Source organism: Bradyrhizobium sp., from assembly GCF_049512235.1.
Lineage (GTDB): Bacteria > Pseudomonadota > Alphaproteobacteria > Rhizobiales > Xanthobacteraceae > Bradyrhizobium.
The window spans coordinates 1-4,977 of record NZ_JBEKXH010000475.1 but is presented as its reverse complement, the minus strand read 5'-3'; the positions used below and the strand labels follow the sequence as shown (position 1 = coordinate 4,977).

5 protein-coding genes are annotated in these 4,977 nt (G+C 65.9%); 2 read left to right on the top strand and 3 right to left on the bottom strand.

Annotated elements, in window-relative coordinates:
* Window positions 1-26: 26 nt before the first annotated feature.
* Together ABSG20_RS29845 and ABSG20_RS29840 are read left to right on the top strand one after the other, a co-directional pair.
* Window positions 27-800 (top strand): RMD1 family protein, encoded by a 774-nt coding sequence (locus tag ABSG20_RS29845; RefSeq protein WP_423868053.1) that lies wholly within the window; start codon window positions 27-29, stop codon window positions 798-800.
* Window positions 801-875: 75 nt separating this feature from the next.
* Entirely contained in the window at window positions 876-1,427 is a 552-nt protein-coding gene (locus ABSG20_RS29840) for a hypothetical protein (RefSeq protein ID WP_423868052.1), read from the top strand.
* 80 nt (window positions 1,428-1,507) lie between these two features.
* Here ABSG20_RS29840 and ABSG20_RS29835 read toward each other — a convergent pair whose 3' ends face one another.
* The 3 genes from ABSG20_RS29835 to ABSG20_RS29825 all read right to left on the bottom strand — a co-directional run.
* Window positions 1,508-3,802, bottom strand: a complete 2,295-nt coding sequence (locus tag ABSG20_RS29835) for a heavy metal translocating P-type ATPase (protein ID WP_423868051.1) — start codon at window positions 3,800-3,802, stop codon at window positions 1,508-1,510.
* Between the two features lie 224 nt (window positions 3,803-4,026).
* Complete coding sequence (locus ABSG20_RS29830) at window positions 4,027-4,752, bottom strand: SDR family NAD(P)-dependent oxidoreductase (protein ID WP_423868050.1); 726 nt, start codon at window positions 4,750-4,752, stop codon at window positions 4,027-4,029.
* Window positions 4,745-4,977, bottom strand: a 233-nt coding sequence (locus ABSG20_RS29825; RefSeq protein ID WP_423868049.1) for an AMP-binding enzyme, incomplete at its 5' end; no start/stop codon positions are given. The genes ABSG20_RS29825 and ABSG20_RS29830, both read right to left, overlap by 8 nt.

Below are 4,977 nucleotides of genomic sequence, written 5' to 3'. Positions count from 1 at the left end.
AAAACTCAAATCCGGCGACCCAGCAGATCAACGCGCACGCCCTGCAGATCGGCGACCGCATCAATACCGCCGGCTTCGAAGGCCAGGTGGTGTCGAGTGCTCCGCTTGCCCTGCGGGTCGGGTCCACCGGACTGGCTGTCCTGTTTCGCTATGGCGCCGCGGTATTTATCGGCCTGTCGGCCGACCAGGAGGCGGAATTTCTCGGGCGGCTGCAGGTTCGCACCTTCGGCAAGATCGCGCCGGCCGAAGAAGAGTGGGCCAAAATTCAGGTCGTCAACGAAGCCGAGGAAACGATCCCGGTCGGCGGGCCTATTCTGATCAGGGAACTCTCGCTGGAAAAGCTTCTGATCGTGGCCGACGCGCTCGCCAAAAGCGTGGTGCTCGGCCATGACGAAAGGCAGGTCACCAACGTCTTCGATACGATCGAGCCATTCGCCCAGGAACTCGCAAAATTCGGGCAGACATCCAGAAACAGAACCGATCTTCTCAAGCTTCTGGGCAATGCGCTGCTGGTTCAGCATCGCATTTCAGGCCGGGTGGCCGCCGGCGAGAAGCCCGACGTGCTCTGGGATCGGCCCGACCTCGAAAGGCTCTATGCCCGCCTCGAAGACGAATACGAGCTCAGCGAACGCGTCGAAACCTTGAACCGGAAGCTGGCGGTCATTTCAGATACCGCAACCACGTTGTCGGATATCATCGACACCAAACGCTCGCTGCGACTGGAGATCATCGTGGTGCTCTTGATCGCGTTTGAAATCGCGGTCACTTTTTATGAAATATTCACCCGCGGGGGTCATTGAGCGGAGGCTCTGTCGCAGCTCGGAGGTCGGAATCCCGCCCTCGTCATTGATCCCGATCAAACCGCCGGACGAAAAATGCGACTACAAGTATTTTCCAAAACTGGTGTTCTGACTCTAATCACCGGGGCCTGCGTAGCAGGCACCCGGAATTTTGTCGCCATCATCTCTGGATCCGGGTTCGCGCCAAGTGGCGCGCCCCGGAATGACGAGGGTACGAAGTGTCAGAAATACAACACTAGCTCGTCGGCAGGGATGTGGGGCGTGCCCGAATTGGACAAAAAAAATACACCCATCGTCCGCCCGAGCGCGGGCCGCGAAGCCATCAGCGCGGTGAAAATGTCGGAGAAGCTGACCGCTGAGGTCGATGCCTGGGCGGAAGCCCATGACACCGTCCGCTCCGATGCCATTCGTCGACTGATCGAGCTTGGCTTGAACGTCAGGTTAGTGAGCCGCGGGCCGGTCAGTTACGATCCCCTTGCCATCGAAGATCTGGCGGTCCATCAGCTCGATCATTTGCTCGATCCGTCGCTGCCATCGGCAGAACGCGAACGCCGCATTCGCCGGCTCACAGAGGGGCCGCCGGAATTCTCCGACGAGCGCATCGACCTGCCAAAAGCCAGAAAGTAAGCAAAGCGCGTCGGGCTCGCCCGACCGGGGCCGCCGCGCCATAGCGACCTGCGCAGCCGCCGCGCGATCGTCAAGCGAGGTCAGACCGAACTCTGCGCCACGGCCTCGTAGATGTCTTCTTCCTGCGCGGTGTGCATGCGCACCAGCGTCTCGATCGACTCGATCACCCGCTGGGCGTCGCGCATCAGATAGCGGTCGATCTTTTCCGTCGGCAGATCCTCGACCACGCGGGCGAGCAGCCGCGCGAGATGCAGGATCTCGCGGTGCGCCCGGCTCATGGCGGAAAGACCGTGGCTCTCGCGCAGAATCATGGCGAGCCGCGGATAGACGCTGCCCTCGTCGTCGCGCTCGTGGACCACCACCTGCTCCTGAACGACCTTGTTGGCCTCGGCGATCAGCGCGGCGCCGCTCTCGGGGGTGGCGTCGTCGAGCCCGTCGACGATCGATCGCAGCCGGTCGAGATTGCCGATCAGCGCCAGATGATCGCGATGCAGCTCGCGTCCGGCTGCGGCGGTCATGCTTCGGCCGGCGCGTCCACGGGCCGGCGTCAGGGCGCGCAAGGCATTCAGGATCACCGCGACGTCGATCACCTCCTGAACGATGGCCGCCGGCACCGGCAACAGAAAGCCGAACGCCGCCGCCAGCATGGCGAGCGTTGAAAGTCCCATGCCCGCGATGATGCTCTCGACCGCGATCCGCCGCGCCCGCTGCGCGATCACAATCGCCTCGCCGACCCGATCGAGGCGATCGGCCAGGATCACCACGTCGGCCGCTTCCGACGAGGCGCTGGCGCCGCGGGCGCCGAGCGCGATCCCGACATCGGCCGACGCCAGTGCCGGGGCGTCGTTGATGCCATCGCCGACCATGATGGTCGGATGCAGCCGCTGCTCGGACCTGACCGCATCGACCTTGTCGGAGGGAACGCGCTCGGCCAGCACCGCGTCGAGGTCGAGCGCGGCGCCGATCGCCTGCGCGGCAGCGGCGCGGTCGCCGGTCACCATGACGATGCGGGCGACGCCGGCGTCGCGCAACAGCCGGATGGCGCGAGGGGTGTCGGCGCGCAATTCGTCGGCGAGCAGCAGCGCGCCGATCGGCCGGCCCTCGACCGCGACGAACACGATCAGCGCCGAACGCCACGCGGCGCGCCGGATCGCCCGCGCCGCCCACTCGTCAACCGGCGCACCGGCAAGGATCATCTCGCGCGAACCGGCGGCGACCTGCCGCCCGCCGATCACGCCTGATAGCCCCGAGCCCATGGCTTCCCTCACCTGCTCTGGCACTCTGAGACAAAGGCCGCGCTCGAGCCCTGCCCGAACGATGGCGGCAGCCACAACGTGCTGCGAGGCCTGTTCGAGCGAAGCGCCCAGCATCAGCACCTCGTCGACCGTCTCGCCCGGCGCGACGTCGACCGCAAGCAGCCGCGCGCCGCCGACGGTCAAGGTCCCGGTCTTGTCGAACAGTACGGTATGGGCACGCGCCAGCGCCTCCAGCGGCCCGCCGCCCTTGACCAGAATGCCGCGGCGGGCCGCCTGCGCAACGCCGGCGATGAAGGCAACGGGCGCCGCGAGAATCAGCGGGCAGGGCGTCGCCGCCACCAGCACGGCGAGGCTGCGGATCAGGTCGCCCGAGATCAGCCAGGCGACGGCGGCAACCGCGAGCGTCACGGGCAGGAAAATCAGCGCATAGCGATCGGCCAGCCGCACGAATGGCGCTTTCGCGGTCTGCGCTGCGGTCACCAGACGCACGATGCCCGCATAGGTGCTTTCGCCGGATGCAGCCGATACCGTCATCTCAAATGTATCGCCGGCGTTCAGCGAGCCGGAGAGTACCGCCGCGCCGCGCGTCCTGACCACCGGGATCGGCTCGCCGGTCAAGGCCTGTTCGTCGATCATAGCCGCAGCCGAGGTGACGACGCCGTCGACCGGGATGATCTCGCCGGCCCGCACCAACAGCTGATCGCCGATGGCGACGGCGGAGATCGGCACCTCCTCGATATGGTCGCCGGCGCGGCGATGGGCCTCGCGCGGCGCGCGGTCGACCAGCGAGCGCAAATCATGTTCGGCACGGGCAACCGCAATATCCTCGATCACGTTGCCGCCGGAATACATCAGCGCCACTACGGCGCCGGCGAGCGGCTGGCCAAGCGCCAGCGCCGCGCTCATCGACACCAGCGCGATCGCGTCGACCCCGAGCCGGCCGGCGAGGAAGTCCCGCGCGATCGAGAACGCCAATCCCGCCACCACGGGCGCGGTCGAAAGTGTCCAGGCGAGATCGGCGATATCAGGCCTGCCGGCGACGCGGGCGACTATACCGGCCGATAGTCCGGTGACGGCGATAAAGACCAGGCCCCACCGCAGGACACGCTCCAATGACATCGCTCTTTCCGTGCTCGTGCCGCGTTGGCCTGAGCTATTCGCCGCAAATGTCCTTGCCGTAGTTGAGGGAAATCAATCGACCGACGCTTTACAGGACTGCGCGTCCCAAGCCGGCCGGCTTGGCGCGCCAGCGACCGGGCAAACCCGGTCGTTCTGGCGCTCAACGCCGGCATCCCGACCATCAGCCGGTGTGTGGCGCTCACCCTGTTTCTCGGCAAACGGGTTCAGGCGGTATTACCGGCGTCGACCGTCAGCACGCTGCCGGTGATGTTGCGGCCGCCATCGCCCAGGAGATATTCCACCATGCGGGCGACATCGTCGGTCTGCGGCAGCCGGCGCAGGGCGCTGCGGCCGGCGATGCGCTGGCGCGCCTCTTCGGGCAGGCTCTGCGTCAACTCGGTATCGATGAAACCAGGTGCGATCGCGTTGACGGTGATGCCGAGCTTGCCGACCTCGCGCGCCAGCGAGCGGGTAAAGCCCGTCGCCGCGGCCTTGGTCGCGCCGTAGACCGACAGGCCATTATACCCTGTGGTTGCGACGATCGAGGAGATGTTGATGATGCGGCCACAGCCATCGGCCATCATCTGCCGCACCACATATTTTGTCAGAATGACCGGCGACAGCACGTTGAGGCGCAGCAGGGCCTCGATCTCGGTATTGTGCATGGTGGCGAGCAGACCCTCGGTACCGATCCCGGCATTGTTGACAAGGCCATAGATCGCGCCGAATTCGTCGCGCAGGCCTTTTACAAATGACGGGATGGCGTCGATCAGGTTCAGATCGAAAGCCCGGAAGTGAAGGCCGCCGTTCTTGATTTCGCCGATCGCCTGCCGCAAGGCGCAGCCTTCGCGCCGTGCCACCGCGATCACGTTGTAGCCGCCGGCGGCGAGCCGGCGCGAGATGGCAAGCCCGATGCCGCGGCTGCCTCCGGTCACCAGCACATTATGCATCGTGGCGCGCCAGCTTGCCCGCCGCCGTGATATCGAGCGACGGCACGAATCTGATCATGGCGGGCACCTTGTGGGTGGCGAGCAGTGCCCTGCAATCGGCCAGGATTTTTTCGCGGATCGCGTTACCCCGGCCTGCGTCCGCGCCATCGGCGAGAACGACATCGGCGGTGACGATGGCGCCGGTGATCGGGCTGCGGCGCGATCTGGCGCGCGACATTCGCACCT